The organism is Sphingobacterium sp. MAE, from assembly GCF_056711605.1.
The window spans coordinates 1,251,492-1,268,082 of sequence record NZ_CM160044.1 but is presented as its reverse complement, the minus strand read 5'-3'; the positions used below and the strand labels follow the sequence as shown (position 1 = coordinate 1,268,082).

General features: G+C 34.4%; 13 protein-coding genes. 4 read left to right on the top strand and 9 right to left on the bottom strand.

Annotated elements, in window-relative coordinates:
• Window positions 1-245: 245 nt before the first annotated feature.
• The 5 genes from AC06G9_RS05395 to AC06G9_RS05375 all read right to left on the bottom strand — a co-directional run bounded on the left by AC06G9_RS05395 (window position 246) and on the right by AC06G9_RS05375 (window position 4,195).
• Entirely contained in the window at window positions 246-998 is a 753-nt protein-coding gene (locus AC06G9_RS05395; RefSeq protein ID WP_045754831.1) for a YoaK family protein, read from the bottom strand.
• Entirely contained in the window at window positions 982-1,482 is a 501-nt protein-coding gene (locus tag AC06G9_RS05390; RefSeq protein ID WP_045754830.1) for a hypothetical protein, read from the bottom strand. Before AC06G9_RS05390 ends, AC06G9_RS05395 begins: the two co-directional genes overlap by 17 nt.
• Window positions 1,469-1,981, bottom strand: coding sequence for a hypothetical protein (locus AC06G9_RS05385; RefSeq protein ID WP_045754829.1), 513 nt, complete (start codon window positions 1,979-1,981; stop codon window positions 1,469-1,471). The genes AC06G9_RS05390 and AC06G9_RS05385 overlap by 14 nt, the downstream gene beginning before the upstream one ends.
• A 129-nt stretch (window positions 1,982-2,110) precedes the next feature.
• Window positions 2,111-3,469, bottom strand: coding sequence for a HAMP domain-containing sensor histidine kinase (locus AC06G9_RS05380; RefSeq protein WP_480957640.1), 1,359 nt, complete (start codon window positions 3,467-3,469; stop codon window positions 2,111-2,113).
• 6 nt (window positions 3,470-3,475) lie between these two features.
• Entirely contained in the window at window positions 3,476-4,195 is a 720-nt protein-coding gene (locus AC06G9_RS05375; RefSeq protein ID WP_045754827.1) for a response regulator transcription factor, read from the bottom strand.
• Window positions 4,196-4,629: 434 nt separating this feature from the next.
• Here AC06G9_RS05375 and AC06G9_RS05370 point away from each other — a divergent pair, with 434 nt between their 5' ends.
• The gene (locus AC06G9_RS05370; protein WP_248754548.1) at window positions 4,630-5,184 is read left to right on the top strand and encodes a ferritin; all 555 of its coding nucleotides are present in this window, start codon (window positions 4,630-4,632) and stop codon (window positions 5,182-5,184) included.
• Window positions 5,185-5,251: 67 nt separating this feature from the next.
• On the opposite strand, the gene AC06G9_RS05365 is transcribed toward AC06G9_RS05370, so the two are convergent.
• Entirely contained in the window at window positions 5,252-7,450 is a 2,199-nt protein-coding gene (locus AC06G9_RS05365) for an FUSC family membrane protein (protein ID WP_480957639.1), read from the bottom strand.
• 269 nt (window positions 7,451-7,719) lie between these two features.
• Here AC06G9_RS05365 and AC06G9_RS05360 point away from each other — a divergent pair, with 269 nt between their 5' ends.
• Window positions 7,720-9,894: a S9 family peptidase gene (locus tag AC06G9_RS05360; RefSeq protein ID WP_480957638.1), complete on the top strand. Its 2,175-nt coding sequence runs from the start codon at window positions 7,720-7,722 to the stop codon at window positions 9,892-9,894.
• 67 nt (window positions 9,895-9,961) lie between these two features.
• Here AC06G9_RS05360 and aroQ read toward each other — a convergent pair whose 3' ends face one another.
• Both aroQ and AC06G9_RS05350 read right to left on the bottom strand, forming a co-directional pair.
• Entirely contained in the window at window positions 9,962-10,384 is a 423-nt protein-coding gene (aroQ, locus tag AC06G9_RS05355; protein ID WP_045754825.1) for a type II 3-dehydroquinate dehydratase, read from the bottom strand.
• Between the two features lie 132 nt (window positions 10,385-10,516).
• Window positions 10,517-12,163, bottom strand: a complete 1,647-nt coding sequence (locus AC06G9_RS05350; RefSeq protein ID WP_248754551.1) for a gliding motility protein RemB — start codon at window positions 12,161-12,163, stop codon at window positions 10,517-10,519.
• Window positions 12,164-12,362: 199 nt separating this feature from the next.
• On the opposite strand from AC06G9_RS05350, the gene AC06G9_RS05345 reads away from it, so the two are divergent.
• Window positions 12,363-13,787 carry a glycoside hydrolase family 125 protein gene (locus tag AC06G9_RS05345; protein WP_248754552.1) on the top strand — a complete coding sequence of 475 codons (1,425 nt, stop codon included), beginning with the start codon at window positions 12,363-12,365 and terminating at the stop codon, window positions 13,785-13,787.
• Between the two features lie 53 nt (window positions 13,788-13,840).
• Complete coding sequence (gene murI, locus AC06G9_RS05340; protein ID WP_480957637.1) at window positions 13,841-14,671, top strand: glutamate racemase; 831 nt, start codon at window positions 13,841-13,843, stop codon at window positions 14,669-14,671.
• A 56-nt stretch (window positions 14,672-14,727) separates the two neighbouring features.
• Here the strand turns inward: murI and asnB are convergent, their stop codons facing one another.
• The gene (gene asnB / locus AC06G9_RS05335) at window positions 14,728-16,416 is read right to left on the bottom strand and encodes an asparagine synthase B (protein ID WP_480957636.1); all 1,689 of its coding nucleotides are present in this window, start codon (window positions 16,414-16,416) and stop codon (window positions 14,728-14,730) included.
• Between the last annotated feature and the right edge of the window lie 175 nt (window positions 16,417-16,591).

Here is a 16,591-nt window from a genome sequence, read left to right as displayed (position 1 = left end):
AAAATAGTTGTTTTATTTATCCACAATATATGTAAAAATAAGTACAGGAAGATAAGGAAGTTACAAGCTGGTATTGCAAGAGCTGAGAAACGACTTCAAAAAACTAAAATATAAATACCAGCTGTATAGCATCGCAACTTCTTAAAATAAGTCGAGAGATCAGTACAACAAACAAAGTTGAAAATGTAGCTAAAGATAAAATCTAATTAATTAATCTACTAAGAACATGATATTGTGCATAAAACCTATACAGAAACAGGATCTTGGCGATGACGCTGTAAGTATTGTTTTTTAATGATATACAGTTTATAATAATCATAAAAACCAATAATAAGTAAAACAAAGCAAACAACATAAAACGTTTTATATGTTAAAAATGCAAAAGACAATCCACTAATCAGTCCACCAGCTACATAAGCTATAACAATGCTGAGAAGTAAATGAAACTTGTCCACCAATGCCTTGTTGTGCCGATTAGATTCTTTTGTAAACATCGATATCAATATCGCTAAATCTGTCGTAAGCCCTGTTAAATGAGTTGTTTTTACCACAAAATTGGAAATAGTGGCAGTTAGACCATTTTGCAACCCCATTGCAAAAAGCAATGCCCCTACCAATACTTCTGTTTCTTGCAAAGAGTCTTTATAAAAGAAATCTAAATAGATACCGACAAATAAAATACTGAATATTTCTAATCCTAACGGAATAGAGTGTGTTAAATAAGTACTAAAACGTCCCTTTCCATGGATGATGATCATATTTGAAAGCATACTACCAACAAGAAATAGTAGAATCCAAAACAAAACAACAGCGCCTTGATACCAATTACCTTTAGCGATTTCTTGCGCAAAAATCGCATAATAACCCGTCACATTTGAAGTGAACGAAAAGAATACAATGACCGATGCAACATTGACCATTCCCGCTGAAAAAGCAGTCAATGCACCCAACTTGATATTGTCCTGTATCGTACGATGATTACTATATTTTCTCAGCATAATTTACTCTCCCTCCTTTTTTCAATACTATACGTGCAATACCTTTAGCTTGAAGATCCAAATTAAGATACAGGATCAATTCATTTCTATTCAATTGATGGATAACAAAACTCTCAACAAGTTTATCGTCTTTCCTCAATTCAAGAATATGCCCTCTTCCCTTTAAAAACCAATTGTATCTTTTATCCTCATGATGAGCAACATAGTTATCATTTCCATTTCTTTCGAAATGCCACAAACCATCTTGAAGAGGTGGAAGATGCGCTATAGCCGCTGTTTTTATTTCATCATGTATAATAGCCTGTTTTTTAAATGATGGGTTATTTTCCACCTTTTCAAAATACCAACCCTGCTCTACCCACTCACCTTCCAGCATACGTTCTGGATTTTCATAAAACATGACCATCGTCGTCGCTACAAACAGAAGTAAGGCGAGAAAGATGAAATTAAATCTTGATAATATTTTTCTTTTAATAATTGACATCCCATTTTTTGTTAAAGAATAAATCTGACAAAACATTTCGCTCAATTTTCTGTATACCGGTCTTTTGGATGATCCCAACACGACCTCGATTACGTTCGTTTAAACGTAACAACGCCTTTCCAACATCAAAAAAATGTTTTGTTCTTTTTTCAAATGCATAATTTGATGGTACTCTGATTTCGTCAATCGCAGCACCTTTCAAATAGTTATGTAAGTAATTGGCATTCTCCGTACCGATGATATCGGTATATATATTGAGTTTACGATCTTCATACCGATGACAGATCATTTGACAAGCTTTAATGAAATCTTCAGAATGGAGTTCCTTTAAATGATCTTCGAGGGTAATTCCCAACAGTTCAGTAATTGAAGTACTGCTCCTGTTGCCATATACCAATATGATTTCCAATTCATTAGCTTTTGACTGTTCGATGCTCTGTATAACAAAAAATAGCGAATCTATCGTGAAATCACTTGGAATCAATATACGTTTATTCATGCCTTTTACTTTTAAAACAAAGTTAAAAGACAGAGATTGCAATGGAATGAACTTGAAGTTAGCTTTTAATTAGAATATCAAAGCTGATATTAAAATGAGATTAGAATCGTTATAAAGATTAAAATGAGATTAAAATTTAAGAAAAGTAGGCAATTCAATCTCAACAGTAGTGCCCTTATCCACAATAGAAGTTACCTTTAATGAACCTTCATGCAACTTTATGATATTTCGGGCTAATGGTAGTCCGATACCATACCCGTCAATCCCATCAGTGTTAGACGCTCGAAAATATGGATCATAAATATGTTGCAAATCCTCTGAAGGAATACCTATTCCCTCATCCTTTATTAGAATAAACACTTTTTTATCCAAAGCACCTAAAGCAATGTAGGCCGTTCGATTACTAGAATATTTACAGGCATTGCTGATGATATTAGACAACGCTAACTGAAGTAAAATTGCATTTCCACTAACTTTAAGACGCATACTATCATCCGGTAAAAGATTAAAATCGGTGATGATCTTAAACTTATCATTGATCGCTTTGACCATCAGTTCTGCATCCATTATGACCTGATCAATTCTGATAGGACCAAACGAAGATGAATTACTAACAAATCCAGTACGTGCCAGCAAAAGAAGAGCCTTTGTCTTTTTTTCTAAATGCTCTGCAGATTCAATAATTTTCAAAAGCGTTCTTTGATATTCTGCTTGACTTCGCTCTTTAGAAAGCGCTAAATCTGCCTGACCTATAATAGAAGTTAAAGGTGTATTAAGCTCATGTGATGCATTACTAATGAAGTTTTTTTGTGTTTCAAATGAGGTTTCCAATCGTGTAAGCATATTATTAAAAGTACGAGCTAAATCTTTAAGCTCGCCCTTATATTTAAACTCATCCAGTCTTTTATCCAGATTTTCAGAACCAATCTGTTGCACCTCCTTCATCATCGTAAGGATAGGCTTCAAAAACGATCTTTTCATAAAAAGAGACACGACCAAGATAAATAATATGCCCAGGATCAAGCTAATGATCAACAAATTTCTTAAGTATGCCAGATGATGGGTATAAAAATAATTTTCTGCAGATGCCCCGATGATAAAGTTTCGTTTATCCTTGGTGAAAAATTTAGTAGAATAAAATTGGTTGCCTTCCTTAAAATTATAAATTCCCTTTTTATTGATTTTACTCCATAGTTCAGGATTAAAGCCATGACTGTTCAATATCTTTTCATTTGCATCAAATTCAACAAGAAATTCATGTTGATTATTCAAATCTTCAATAAAATCTAAACTCCATTGATTACTGCGCAACGCATTATTGATATTCAGAAACTTCTCTGCAGCTATATTCCTCCTCAAATCCAATCTTTTATAAAAATCTGTAAAAGCAAAATTTGAAATAGAATAGAAAATAAAACCAACAAAACAACTGACATAAATAACCAATATGGCAATAAGATAAATGAGTTTTCTATTATAATTATGCATCAGCTTTTAGTCTTCTATTTTTAACACATAGCCCATACCGATCACAGTATGAATGGCTTTTTTAGAGGTTACTTTTTCAATTTTTTTACGCAAATAATTAACATAGACGTCCACAACATTAGATCCGATGTCAAAATTAATCCCCCATACTTTATCCAGAAGTAAACTACGCTCAAATACTTTTTTAGGACTTTGTATAAATAATAAAAGTAATCGATATTCGGTGCTTGTCAGATTCAATTCCTGATCGTCACAATAAGCGACCTTTTTATAATCATCTACTTTCAAAAACCCATATTTATACTCTTGAGAATGATCCTGATCCTTCTGAGTAGCCTGAATAATAGAATGTTTACGACGTATCAAAGATCGAATTCTGGCTTTCAATTCAATTAATTTAAATGGTTTAGATAAATAATCATCTGCACCATTATCCAGACCAAGTACAACATTTTCTGGAGTCCCTAAAGCAGTCAGCATCATCACAGGAAGATCAGTATATCCCCAAAATCGGATCTGCCTACAGATCTCCAATCCATTAGTACCTGGTAATAAAATATCCAAGAGAACAAGTGAGATATCGTGAGTTGAAAGTAGTACCTCTAATCCTTCCGAATTATTTAAATGTATGACTCGGTAACCATCCTCCTCCAAACCTTGAACAATCAGATCTGCTACACCTTGTTCATCTTCAACCAAGATAATTTTTTGCTGTTCTACACTCATTTACGCTATATTTTAATTAGCTCTGGAATTATTAAAACATAAAAATAAGCTTTTGATGGCTTTGACACAAATTTTAAAAGTATATCATAACCAACTAGATAATCATGCTTTATAAAACTTGATCTTATGAGAACAATAAATTTTAAAACTTTGATCAAGATACTTTAATAATATAGGTTGCATAATTAAAAATTTACGATAGATATAAAACTAAATTTTGAACAATTAATCATTAATAAAAACCTTTATAATTCTATATCCATAACTAATCCTCTTCTACTCGATTCCGCAGCCAAACTAAAGGTATTTCCAAACATTTTTCTATCCAAATTGTTGTTTTAACAATTGGAATACATCTTATGATGTGCCAACTAAAATAATATCTATTACACATACTCACATTTAAAAATGTGCGGTGCTTAAATCTTAATAAAATGGCAATAACAACCAATCGATTATCTCAGACACTTTGTCAAGCTTTAAATGATCAAATTACATTGGAAGCATATTCTGCTCAAGTATATCTCATGTTAGCCTGCTGGGCAGATGACAATAGATTAGATGGTATCAATTCATTCCTTATGAAACATTCCCAAGAAGAAAGAGTGCATATGGCTAAAATAATAGAATATATACAAGAAAGAGGTGGGTCTGTAAAAATTGATGCAATAAAAAAACCTGAACCCGAGCCTACCAATATTTTAGAGTGCTTTGAAATGGTATTGCAACAAGAAATAGAAAATACCGAATCAATTTATAAAATAGTAAATTTAAGCATGCAAGAAGGCGATTGGGCGACATGGAATTTCCTTCAATGGCTTGTTAATGAACAACGTGAAGAAGAAAAACTTGCATTGGACTTATTAGATAAAGCTAAGTTAGCTGGAGGCAGCGATATGACAGACAATGCTCGCTTTGAGTTAAATAAACTAATTGGTAATACTGGTCAGGAATTTCCAGTTGCAGATGAAATTAATCCACTAGCATAAAATAAAATATGTTAAAAAGGATAGCTAATTATACGTCAGCTATCCTTTTTTATTACTTTATAAATATCTATAGCGACCTCTTGGCCAATAAAGAGATATCCAAGGAATTATGATACAATTTCTCGACAAGCCCGAGCATTAGCTGCAATTGTTCTTTAATTAATAGCTCATCACTCTGATCGAGCACATGCGATCGAGAGACCGAGGACTTCAAAGGAAGAATTTCTAATAAGTCAGTCTCAAATAAAGCATATGTTTTTTTTAACTTTAAAAGAATTTTATTCATCAACCGTTCATGCTCATCATGAAAATTCGAAGTTGAGCGATGATCAATCATATGGGTAAATGCCATTGCATAAGAAATCAACTGATGTGTAAAAATTGAAAAATCATTTAATTCTTTAGTAAATGGGCGCTGATATATAGGTTCATTTAGAATTCTTTCATTTAAGGCATTCAACTCCGCCAAACTCAGATAAATTTCTTTGCGAGCGACTTTATAATCTGCAATATCAATATGATCGCCCGACAGTTTACGAAAGCAAATGGATAAGAAATGAACATTAGACTGTACGACATTTTTTAAATAACTCTTTACCGAATCACTTTCCCATGTCGGAAGAATAAGGTGAAAAGATAAAAAACACAGAACACAGCCAATGACAGTATCTAATAAACGTTCTTTCAATAGGAGAATTCCAAAATCATCTACTCCTGTAAAGAAATAGTAGGCAATAAGAAAAAAAGCAGTTAGAAAAAATGAACCATAAACATATTTACTCCTTAAAAAAGTAAATGTTAAAAGCATATAAACCAACATTAAGCCCAGCAGTACATAACTATTTGTAATCAAGAAAATACTTAAGAGACCCAAGAGGCCACCTAAAAATGATCCTTTTAGCCGATCAATACTCCGTTGCTTACTTAAACTAAAACCTGGACGTAAGATCACAATAATGGTAATATAAATCCAAAAACTATGCTTTGTTAAGGCAATGTAATCAGGAAAGAAAATCGGCAGCGCTTTGGTAATCACAAAAGCAATCAACATCACAATAGCCACACGAAGAGAATGTCTAAAAATTGGTGACTTTAAATTCAGATGCGCTTGCAGTATTGGCCATGAAAATGTCCTTTGCCTAAAGAAACGCTCTTTATGTGCGATCAGCTCAGAGTGATCATGAACTTCTTCAGATTTAGATAAAATACGATGGACCTCTCTTATTTTTTGCATCACGTACCTGATATTAACAAGTATCTTTTTCAACACAATTGTTGTCCCTCCTTCTTGCTTTTCAAGAGCAATAATTTCTGCATATGCATTATCCCATAGGCCTGTAAATTGAATGGCATTCTTTGGCGATTTCAGCAAACTTATTGGAGTGGTCAATCGCTCTAATTCTTGGGCACAACTAATCAATAATTCAGGAATGACTTGATACACCTTGGTATGTCCATATTTTTCACGAATCTCATAATAATCATGATGGGAAGCATTAATTCTCTCAAACAATTCCATCAATGTTGCGAAAATAAAGGTAAGCTGTTTATATTGATAACTTGCAAATTGCTTCTCGGTCGCTGCAGAAAACAAAACCTCACGGACATTTTCCTGACGTTGATTTAACACCATATTGATTTGAATAACTTGTTTATGCGTCTTTGCAATAGCAGTATTAGCATCAAAAAAATCAGCCTTAATACGAAGTAAGCTACCTATTTTGTAAGCACATTCTGCTAAAACTTGCTGGCTAACACGATATGGTCTCATGTATCGTAGGACTAATACAAAAATCATATACCAAATTGCACCAGCAGTGAGCAATAAAGCTTCTGTGATAGGATGACTACTTTCATGGGTCAACGTTAAGCTAAAAAATAGCGCTAATAAACAAGATGCACCAATGCCCATCGCCCTTATACCAAAAACAGTCAACATACAAGCCGCAAAAGAAAAGAAAGCCATAAATAGACCCAAGAAAAAATCTGAAAAAGGTAATATGCGTGTAAGCATACTCATTGCGAAAATAACGATAACATTGATAAACAAAGATTGACGGCGCTCACGATAGGGGCCGACCAAATCTGGAGTACTTGCTATAATGCTACCTATACCCAAGGTCACACCATGGTGCAGTTGACCAAAAAAAGTGAACATGAGAACTGGAATCAGGACAGCAATAGTTATTTTTAATCCCTCATGAAACGGTTGGCTATTAACAAAAAACCGTGTCTTTTGCCATACTTTTTCTATACGATCACGCAATATAAGTTATATTATTAAAGTGGAAATATGTCGATTAAAGATTATACTTATGCTCATCATTTAACTTTTGCAAAAGTACCAAATTTAATACTACAAAAAGAAATTTTCATCTACTATAAAGTTTACAAAACAACGCAAAACATATATAAAATATCGTTTTATACCGAAATCCGATATCTTATATTTCCTAGAAAATGGATATGTTTGTAGTAGAAATGAGAAATAGTCAAAAGAAAACAATAATTTTAGACAAAAAAATCATTAAAAGAATGAAAAAACTAACGCTACTTTTATTATTAGCAAGTTCAATGGCTTATGGTCAGCGCAACTTGAATATAGAAGAGACAGTCTTTGGCCCCCGTACATATGCACCTACAGCTCTTGTAAGCAGTAACTGGGTACCCAATAGCAATAACTTCAGTTATTTGGACAAAGGTTATCAAAATTTAGTTCAAAAAAATGCTCCGAATAATGGAGCGGAAGAGATCATACTAAGTAAAGTCGAATTACAAAGTGCTTTGCAAGCAAAACTTCCAAATGATCGGATTAATTTGCAGATCTTTCCCAGTGACTATAAATGGGAAAATGCCAATACAATCAGTTTTTCACTTCATACAAAACAAGCACAATATCAGATTGCTTTTGATATAAAAAACAAAAAGATAGTACATCTATTAGCATCAGATGCCACAGCAACAAATCAAGAATATGCAACAGATTATAGTAAGGTAGCCTATTTAATTGGTAATAATATTCAAATCAAAGATGCTGCTGGACGATTAACCAGTGTAACAATAGATACAATAGATGGTATTCTAAACGGCAGCGACTATACGCATAGACAAGAATTTGGCATCAAAAAAGGCATGTGGTGGAATCCTCAAAATGACAAACTATTGTACTACCGTAAAGATGAAACGATGGTGAGCAAATACCCTTTAATACAGTGGGATACTCGGGTAGCTTCTGTTAAGGATATTCGCTATCCCATGGCAGGCATGAAAAGCGAGGAAGTTACCTTGGTCATCTATGACACTCAAACAAATCAAAAAATTACATTAGCAACTGGAGAACCAAAAGAGCAATTTTTAACAGCCGTAACTTGGGACCCATCTGGACAATCCATTTACGTTGGAGTATTAAATAGGGAACAAAACCATCTAAAAATAAATCAATATAATACAAAAGACGGCCGTTTTATCAAAACACTGTTTGAAGAAACAGCGTCTACGTGGGTAGAACCTCAAAATGATTTATTGTTTTTACCCAATAACCCAAAACAATTTATCTATCAATCAGACAGAGAAGGTTTTAATCAGCTTTACCTGTACAACACTGATGGTAAGTTGATCAAAAAACTGGGACATCAAAATCTTATTGTACAACAATTAGGTGATTTTTCTCCCAAAGGAGATTTACTCTATTATACTGGAGTGACAAATGATGGATTAGATCGACAACTATTTTCAGTAGAGCTAAAAACTGGAAAAACAACACAGTTAACACAGGGTCCAGGTACGCACAACGCTAAAGTAAACAGTGATGGCACTTACATCTTAGATCAATTCAGTAATCTAACCACTCCTAATATTGTTCAAATAAAAGGAACAAAATCTGGTAAAGTAGATAAAATAGTCGAATCAACAAACCCCTTTTTAGGTAAGATCAATCCTCCAAAAATAGAATTTGTCACTTTAACCTCTGCAGATGGTGTAACACCATTGACAGGACGCATCATCTATCCTAATGATTTTGATGCAAATAAGAAGTATCCAGTCATGTATTATCTTTATGGAGGTTCTCACTCTCAATTAGTAACCAATAAATGGTTAGGTGGCGCAGGTTATTTTGATATGTATATGGCGCAACAAGGTTACATCGTATTCACCATGGATAATAGAGGTACGGACGCTCGCGGACGTGCATTTGCAACCGCAACACATCGTCAACTCGGACAGGCAGAAATGGCTGATCAAATGAAAGGCATAGAATATTTGAAATCCAAATCATTTGTTGATCAAAGCAAGATGGGTATATTCGGCTGGAGCTTTGGTGGATTCATGACAACATCATTTATGATACACCACAATGATATCTTTAAAGCAGCTGTTGCAGGAGGTCCAGTAATGGATTGGAAATACTATGAAGTCATGTATGGTGAGCGGTATATGGATATGCCTCAAGAAAATCCAGAAGGCTATAAGTTAACCTCACTCATTGACAAAGCAGATCAATTAAAAGGCGATTTATTGATTATTCATGGAGCTCAAGACCCTGTAGTAGTACAACAACATAGTATGGAGTTTGTAGAAGCTTGTATCAAAGCTGGAAAACAAGTTGATTATTTCCTATACCCTACTCATGAACACAATGTTTCAGGAAAAGACCGAATTCATATGTATGAAAAAATTGCAAGATACTTCGATCTTCATTTGAAGAAATAAAAAAATAAGTATAAAAAAATCCCCTTGATCATTGATCAAGGGGATTTTTTTATACTTATAACTATTTTTAACGGGCAAGAAGTGCCTCTATCCCCAGTCGATAACTGTCTAAACCAAAACCACAGATAACCCCTACACAATTTTTAGCTAAGTAAGAATGATGCCTAAATGTTTCTCTTGTATGTACATTAGATATATGCACCTCAATTACTGCCGTGTTAATTGCTGCAATCGCATCAGCGATAGCAACAGAAGTATGCGTGTAAGCCCCCGCATTGAGTACAATTCCGTCAAATTCAAAACCAACTTCATGTAATTTATCAATAATAAATCCTTCAGTGTTACTTTGAAAATAACTAAGCTCGACAACATCATACTTACTTTTTAATGTTGAAAAATAACTTTCAAAATCTTGCGCCCCATAAATGGATTTTTCACGCACGCCTAATAAGTTGAGATTAGGTCCATTAAGGATTAATATTTTTTTCATCAGGATAATTATTACTGAGCTCACTAGCCCTACTTTTTTTTCTTAAATTACGTTCATTTATGATGATAACATTATTTGAAATATGCCCAAATTCATTGAACAGAGATGCAGTTATCAACAATAGAGTGCTGATTAAAAATCGCTATATAAAGATCTTAAACTCGAACGAAGACCAATACTAAACACACCAGATTTATGCGTTAGCGGCGTATCATATTCAATCTTTTGATAGCGTTGTGAATATCCGATCTCAAACCTAAGATTATATTTAGGATTCAAGACATAAGCTGCTTTTGCATCTGCATATACAACTTGGCTTTTTATCCCCTGCCCGATATGGTTACCATATCGATTAGGAAAAGTTCGGTAGGATTGAAAAATATCTCCCCCCATATTCGTACCATCTTCAGGATCTAGACCCTTTTGATTATAATTGAGCTGTGCTGAAAAATCAAATCTCTTCCAAGCATAATTAGCAATACCAACGATCTCTCTAAAATTAGCACCTAAAGGATGAGCAAGAGGTTCAGCATTATTACTATAGTTCGAACCAGAATCAAAATGGGCATACGTATAGGGTCTAGCTGTATTATACTCGACTAAAAAGTTCAAATTTTTAACATCGAATATGTCAAAACCTCTTACACCAAATTGAGCACCCCACTTATTATGTACATATCCCTTTCCCGCAAAAAATTCTTTAGCCGTAAATTCACCTAACAGGAACTGTCCATAGGCTGTCACATTTTTTAGTACTTTATATTTTGAATTCAATCCTAGAAACATTTTGTCTGGAGAACTCGAATTATTGGATTCAACAGGACGTAAAAACATCACCGGATTTATATAAGTGAAATCAAACCCTCTTTTGCCTGCGGCATCTTGATTAGCCCATGTAATCGCTTGAAAGAAACCAATAGAAAATCTATTTGTAGCGTTGTAATCTATATATTGAAATACACCCCACTTCTTTCCATCTCCGTAGCGATCAGTAGCACCAAATTGATCTGACCTTTTATTGGTTGGATCATTCATATACGCCCACACTGAAGTATACTGAACATGACCAATGGTACCTGTAAATTTTAAATGTGTATAATTTGAGGAGAAATCAGACAATAAAAGAGAACGATATCCATCACCAATAAAATTCTTATCATAAGCTACAGTTGCTTGAAAATACTTACTAAAATCATAAGTCAAACTAGCTGTTGCATTCATCCAGTCCTTTTCATTACCAGAACCAAATTTCGTCGTACCCTGTCCAGTTACTACTCTTTTCTCATCAATATAATCACTCAGATATTGAGGAAATACGGCTTGATTTTCAGTAGCACTGGTATAAAATGTAAATTTTTCACCCAATGTTACGCCTGCTTGAAAACCTCTAGAGTTCATCCAAGTACGACGCTTATCTCCCATCATATCTTTTCCAATAGTCAAATCAGGTAAAAAATCGGCATAAAAAGTATAGTCTTCTTTTGAAACTTCAATTAGGTGTTCGTTAAACAACTTGCGCATAAACCAATTATCAGAAGCTACAGGTTGATTTGATTGAATAGAATCAAACTTGACCAATAATTCATCCTTAAAAAGAAATGGTTTTGATGATGTATGTAAGCGTGTTTGCGGCGAATACAAAACATCATTCATTTTTTGTGACAACTGGTAAGAATAAGGCTGATTTTTAATTTGTGCGCGGACTTCATTTTGACCTAGCATAGCGGTAGAAAATAACCCTGCTAATGCTATAAATTTTAATGAAACTTTTTCTTTCATGAGATTTTTTTAAACAACTATATGGAACAGCAAAATCTATTCCTAAAAACAAAATAACACTTTTTTTCGCACTTAAATGGTTTAACGGCAATAAAAAAAATATGCTAAAACGTATTTGCTTTCTGTTTTAACCTTTTTTTATTACCTTGCATTTGATAAAAACCAGTATGATAATATATAAACTTTTTGAGATTTAACAATGAAACGCAGGACATTCATTCAAAATTCAGCCGTATTGGGAGCTGGGTTATTTGCGAGCAAGGCATCTTTTGCTTCGATGCAGACTTCATTCCCGACGGTGCGTATTCCAGCAGATAAACGTCTTTTCTCCAGTAAAGCAATTGAAAATGCTATTGTAACATTTGGTAAAGCTACAAACAATAAAGAATTAGCTTGGCTTTTTGGCAACTGTCTTCCCAATACCCTAGACACGACTGTATTTCCATATGTTGAAAATAACCGTAATTACACCTATGTAATCACTGGAGATATTGATGCCATGTGGCTACGAGACAGTAGTGCTCAAGTATGGCCGTACTTAGCTTTTATGAAAGATGATAAAAATCTAAAAAATCTAATTTTAGGTTTAATTCACAAACAAAGTAAATGTATCAATATAGATCCATATGCTAATGCATTCTATAATGACCCAACAAAAAAAGGCGAATGGTTCAGTGATCACACAGACATGAAACCTGGAATTCACGAACGTAAATGGGAAATCGATTCCCTTTGTTATCCGATAAGACTCGCCTATCATTACTGGAAAGAAACAAACGATGCAACTCCTTTCAATGAAGAATGGGAATTAGCACAGGAGAAGATCTACAAAACATTTGTCGAGCAACAACGTAAAGAGAACTTAGGTCCATATAAATTTATGCGAACTACTCCGCGTGGATCAGATACGCTACAAGTTGATGGATACGGATACCCCGTTAAACCTGTCGGCTTAATTTGTTCTAGTTTCAGACCTTCAGATGATTCAACTATTTTTTCTTTCTTAATACCTTCTAACCTATTTGCAATAGTTAGTTTAAGACAGTCAGCAGAAATCTTAAGAAAAGTCAAAAATAACAACAACTTAGCGGCCAAAATGGAAGCTCTTGCTAATGAGGTAGAGTCTGCTGTTCAAAAACATGGAATAGTAGATCACCCACAGTTTGGAAAAGTTTATGCTTTTGAAGTTGACGGTTTCGGTTCATTCTTAATGATGGATGACGCCAATGTGCCAAGTCTACTTTCATTACCTTACTTAGATGCTGTAAAAGTCGAAGACCCGATCTATCAACGTACACGTCAATATATATTGTCAGAAAATAATCCATTTTTCTTCAAAGGCACAGCAGGAGAAGGAATTGGAGGACCACATATTGGTCGCGACTTCATTTGGCCAATGTCCATTATGATGCGTGCTTTTACATCCAATAATGATAAAGAAGTGGTAGAATGCGTAAAAATGTTAATTTCCACACATGGAGATACCGGTTTTATGCACGAATCATTTCACAAAGACGATCCTAAAAACTTCACGCGTAAATGGTTCGCTTGGCAGAACACTTTATTTGGAGAATTATTATGGAAAATTTATAAAGAAAAACCATCTTTGCTTAAACAAATATAGTTTTACCCTATCGTATTAAAAGTGCTGTAAGGTAACACTTATAGCACTTTTTTATGGAGCAAGAAAAAAAACAAATTGGTCCGATAGGGATTTTTGATTCTGGATACGGAGGTTTATCCGTATTTAAGGAGATCAAAAAAAAATTGCCTCAATATGATTATATCTACTTAGGCGACAATGCTCGTATTCCTTACGGCACCCGTTCATTCGAAACGGTTTATGAATTTACTAAACAATGTGTATTTAAATTATTTGATTTAGGATGCAATTTGGTCATTTTGGCCTGTAATACCGCCTCAGCAAAAGCATTGCGCTCTATCCAGCAAAATGATCTTCCTCCCGGAAAGAAAGTTTTAGGAGTGATACGCCCTACCACAGAAATTGTAAAACAATTTACAAAAACCAACAACGTAGGCATTTTAGCAACAACCGGCACAGTGAAATCCGAATCTTATAAAATTGAAATCAATAAATTCTATCCCGAAATTGAAGTTTTTCAACATGACTGTCCTTTTTGGGTTCCTTTAGTTGAAAATAATGAAATTGAGACAGACGGCGCGAAATACTTCGTAGAAAAGGATATCCATCAATTATTAAAACAATCATCAGATATCGATACGATCGTTCTGGCATGTACACACTATCCTTTATTATTACCTGTAATCAAACAATTTGTACCCGATCATATCAACATCATTTCTCAAGGACCGCTCGTCGCAAATAGCTTGAAAAGATATTTAGACGTACACTATGATATGGAACTCAAAAGTTCTAAAAATGGAACTATGCAATTTTATACAACTGATGATCCACTCGATTTTGAATCAAAAGCAGAGATATTTTTCGGTCAAAAGATAAATGCCAAACACATCAAAGTTACATAACCAAGACTCGTCTGAAGGAAACGATTCTTGGTTATGTGACCAATATTTAAATCCAACTAGTCTGTCAATACCACTTTTTTAGCATAACTATCATTATGCACTGCAGCAACAGCTCTTCCTGACGGATCATTTAAGTTTTGAAATGAAGCATCCCATAATAAAGCCTCTGGTGTACTACAAGCAACCGATTTAACCGAAGGTACTGTTCTCGCAGCCGCTTCAGAAGGAAAATGAGATTCAAATATTGTACGATATAAAAATTCTTCTTTATTCTTAGGCGTATTAATCGGAAACCTATCCGCAGCTTCAGCAAATACTGCATCACTGACTTTAGCCTCTGCCTGTTCTTTTAAAGTATCGATCCAACTATATCCTACTCCATCAGAAAATTGTTCTTTTTGGCGCCACGCAATACTTTCCGGAAGATAATCTTCAAATGCTTTGCGCAAAACCCACTTTTCCATACGGCCATCTTTAATCATCTTATCCTTAGGGTTGATCGTCATCGCCACATCCATAAACTCTTTATCCAAGAATGGAACACGTCCTTCTACTCCCCAAGCGGCTAAAGACTTATTAGCGCGTAAACAATCATACAGGTATAGTTTTTTCAATTTACGGACCGTTTCTTCATGAAATTCCTTTGCATCCGGTGCTTTATGAAAATACAAGTATCCTCCAAATAACTCGTCAGACCCCTCTCCTGAAAGGACCATTTTGATACCCATCGATTTAATGACACGCGATAATAAATACATCGGAGTCGAAGCCCGTATAGTAGTCACATCGTAGGTTTCCAAATGATAGATTACATCACGAATGGCATCAAGCCCCTCTTGAATAGTAAAATTGATCTCATGGTGTATAGTACCGATATGATCCGCTGCTTTTTGTGCAGCAATTAAATCTGGAGCTCCTTTCAAACCCACTGCAAAAGAATGTAACTGTGGATACCAAGCCTCTTCTTCGTCGCCTGATTCGATACGCTTTGAAGCAAACTTCTTCGTAACAGCAGCAATAACAGAAGAGTCTAAGCCTCCAGATAATAATACACCGTAAGGCACATCGGACATCAACTGACGATGTACAGCAGCCTCTAAAGCATCACGTAAGCGAACGATATCAGTTTCAGCATCTTTAACCGCTTCGTAAGACTCCCATTGTCTAGAATACCATCTTTTAGGTTCTTTACTTTCAACGCTATAAATATAGTGTCCCGGAGGAAATTGATCCATGGTATTGCAAAATCCTTCCAAAGATTTCAATTCTGATGAAACAAAAAACTGTCCATTCGGATCAGTCCCGTAATATAAAGGTATGATCCCCATATGATCACGGGCAACAAAAAATGAATCATTTCGTGCATCATATAAAGCGAAACCAAAAATCCCATTAAGCTCTTCTATAAATTGAGAACCTTTTTCTAAATATAAAGCAAGTACAACTTCAGAGTCAGATTGTGTAGTAAAAGCATAATTAGGTAAACTATCACGAAGTTCTTGATGATTATAGATCTCACCATTAACAGCCAATACCACTTGCCCATCAGGACTATATAAAGGTTGACTACCAGATTTTGGATCTACTATCGCTAATCGCTCATGAGCTAAGATGGCATGATCAGAACTATAAATACCCGACCAATCCGGTCCACGATGACGTATACGCTTCGACATTTCTAATACTTGAGGTCTGATTATTTCTACAGATTCCTTTAAATCAAATGCTCCTATGATACCACACATATTATAATTATTTTATTGTTTCTATCTACTACTTGAATTATTGATACAAAGTAAAACAAATAATAATGAAATTCATAATATTTTTAAAAATTTATTGAAAATTTAACATAAATATATTTATTTCTTTATCAATTACATATTAAAATGAAGAAATCGCTGTGCATATGAAAAATTT